Origin of the sequence: Kocuria sp. WN036 (genome assembly GCF_002287015.1) — a bacterium.
GTDB classification, from domain to species: domain Bacteria; phylum Actinomycetota; class Actinomycetes; order Actinomycetales; family Micrococcaceae; genus Kocuria; species Kocuria rosea.
This window is the reverse complement of the sequence record NZ_NSKF01000065.1, coordinates 1-2,178: the sequence shown is the minus strand read 5'-3', so window position 1 is coordinate 2,178 and position 2,178 is coordinate 1. Positions and strand designations below refer to the sequence as shown.

Annotated in this window: 2 protein-coding genes; both read right to left on the bottom strand. The window is 70.8% G+C overall.

Features of this window, described 5'->3' with window-relative positions; all coding sequences use genetic code 11:
- Window positions 1-66: 66 nt before the first annotated feature.
- A complete protein-coding gene (gene istB / locus CK505_RS18035) occupies window positions 67-879 on the bottom strand; it encodes an IS21-like element helper ATPase IstB (protein WP_095651917.1) in 813 nt (270 codons plus the stop codon).
- Window positions 879-2,099 (bottom strand): IS21 family transposase, encoded by a 1,221-nt coding sequence (istA, locus tag CK505_RS18030; protein WP_095651916.1) that lies wholly within the window; start codon window positions 2,097-2,099, stop codon window positions 879-881. Before istA ends, istB begins: the two co-directional genes overlap by 1 nt.
- Window positions 2,100-2,178: the final 79 nt, after the last annotated feature.

The following is a 2,178-nucleotide window of genomic DNA, read 5'->3' as shown; positions in this document are numbered from 1 at the left end:
GTGTCGGTTCCGCTCGAAGTTTGAGCTGTTTGTCCGTGCGAATAGTGAGCACCTCGCGGGGTTGTTCTAGTTTGCCGGTCCGGTCTCGGTGACGGAAGGCAGGGTCTCGATGCTGGTGTGCCGGATGCGGTAGCTGGTGCCCTTGGTGGTGATGATCTCGGCGTGGTGGACGATGCGGTCGATCATGGCCGCGGCGATCGTGGTGTCCCCGAAGACCTCGCCCCATCTCGAGAAGGGCAGGTTCGAGGTGATGATCAGCGAGGCCTTCTCGTAGCGGGTCGAGACCAGCTGGAAGAACAGGTTCGCCGCCTCGGCCTCGATCGGCACGTAGCCCAGCTCGTCGATGATGACCAGCGGGATCCTGGCGATCTTGGCCAGTTCCGCCTCCAGGCGCCCTGTGGCGTGGGCGGTGTGCAGGCGGGTGATCCAACCGGTGGCGGAGTTGAACGCGACTCGGTGCCCGGTCCGGGCCGCGGCGATCCCCAACCCGGTGGCCACGTGGGTCTTGCCGGTTCCCGGGGGCCCCAGCAGCACCACGTTGCCGGCCTGCACCAGGTACGCCCCGGCTTCCAGGCGCGCGATCACACCGCGGTCCAGGGAGGGCTGGGCGGTGAAGTCGAAGTCGGTGAGCGTCTTGATCGCCTCGAATCCGGCGGCCTTGATCCGCAGCGCGGCCCCCGAGGCGGCCCGGGCGGCGGCCTCGGTCCCCAGTACGGCGGCGAGGTACTCCTCCAGGCTCCACTGCTGGGCCCGGGCGGTGTCGGCGATCCGGGCGTAGTCGGCGGCGATCCGGGGGGCCTTCAGTTCCCGGGCGTGGTGGAGGATTTGCTTGTCCGCATCCGTCAGCGCCCGTCCAGCGGGCTCGGTGGTCGGGCGCATCAGGCGACCTCGATCCCGAAGAGCCGGTCGTAGACCCCGAGATCGGCGACCTCCACCTGCCCGCTGCGGCCGGTGCCTGTGGTGCCGGCGGTGGCTGCGGCCTGGTGGGTCCGGCGCATCGCGGCCGCGGCGGCCACGTGGGCCGGGTCCGTGACGGTGGCCCCGGATCCCCAGGCCCGCTGGTGGGCGGCCACAGTGCGCCCAGCACAGGTGACGGTGACGGTGTGCAGGTCCACGACCACCTCGACCAGGCGCCCGATCGCGCCCGGGTGCACGGAGTAGGCGGCCCCGCCGGCAGTGACGAAGTAGTCCCGGGGCAGGCGCGTGGTGAACCGGTGCCCGTACACCGGGTCCACCGGTGGCAGGGGCCCCATCGTGTTCCGCTCGGCGGCCATGGCCTGCACCGGGCGGATGCGGGTGGTGCGGTGGGTGCGCTGGTTGGCGATGACCAGCCAGCCGGTGAGCTGGTCCTGGAAATCCCCCGGGGCGGCGAAGGTGCGCCCGGGCAGGAACGAGGTGGCCAGGTACCCGTTGAACCGCTCGACCACGCCCTTGGTCTCGGGGTCGTAGGGGCGGGCCTGCACCAGGCGCACCCCCAGTGCCCCGCAGAACCCGGCCACGCCCTCGGCGAGCTTGCCGCCGCGGCCGATGCCGGCCTCGTTGTCCCACAACAGTTGCCGCGGCACCGCGGAGAAGCCCTCGGCCAGGCACCACCACATCCCCGCCAGCAGGTCCCCGGTCCTGCGGCTGGGCAGCACCACCGCCGACGCGTAGCGGGAGTGGGAGGCAACCATCACCAGCACCGGGAAGTCCCGGGCCACCCCGGCGTGGTCCGGGATCAGCCGGCCCGGGAACCACAGATCGCACTGGATCTGCTCCCCGGGATGATGGATCAGCCGGTCCGCCGGATCCGCGAGTCGGTAGCCCGGGCGCAACCGGGCCACGTTGGCGTAGAACCACGACCTCGACCCGGTCCAGCCGACCCGCTCGGCGAGCACCGCGGTGGGCATCGACGGGAAACGGCCCAGCAGATCCCGCACCGCGGCCTCGACCTCGCTGAAGGCCCCCTCCACCGGCGGGCGCGGTGCGTAGGACGGCGGGTCCGTGGAACGGAGCGCCTTCGCGACCGTGTTCCGCGACAGCGACAACCTCCTGGCAATCGCCGCCTGCGACAAGCCCTCCACCCGATGCAGCTGACGGATCAGCGCCCAATCCTCCACAGTGATCACTCTCCAATCGTTGGACGAGCTGCTCACTTTTCGACCGGAACTTCAGCTACCTATTCGACCGGAACCGACA

Coding starts and splice junctions, on each gene's coding strand:
- istB (WP_095651917.1), bottom strand. CDS start 879: ATGCGCCCGACCACCGAGCCCGCTGGACGGGCGCTGACGGATGCGGAC.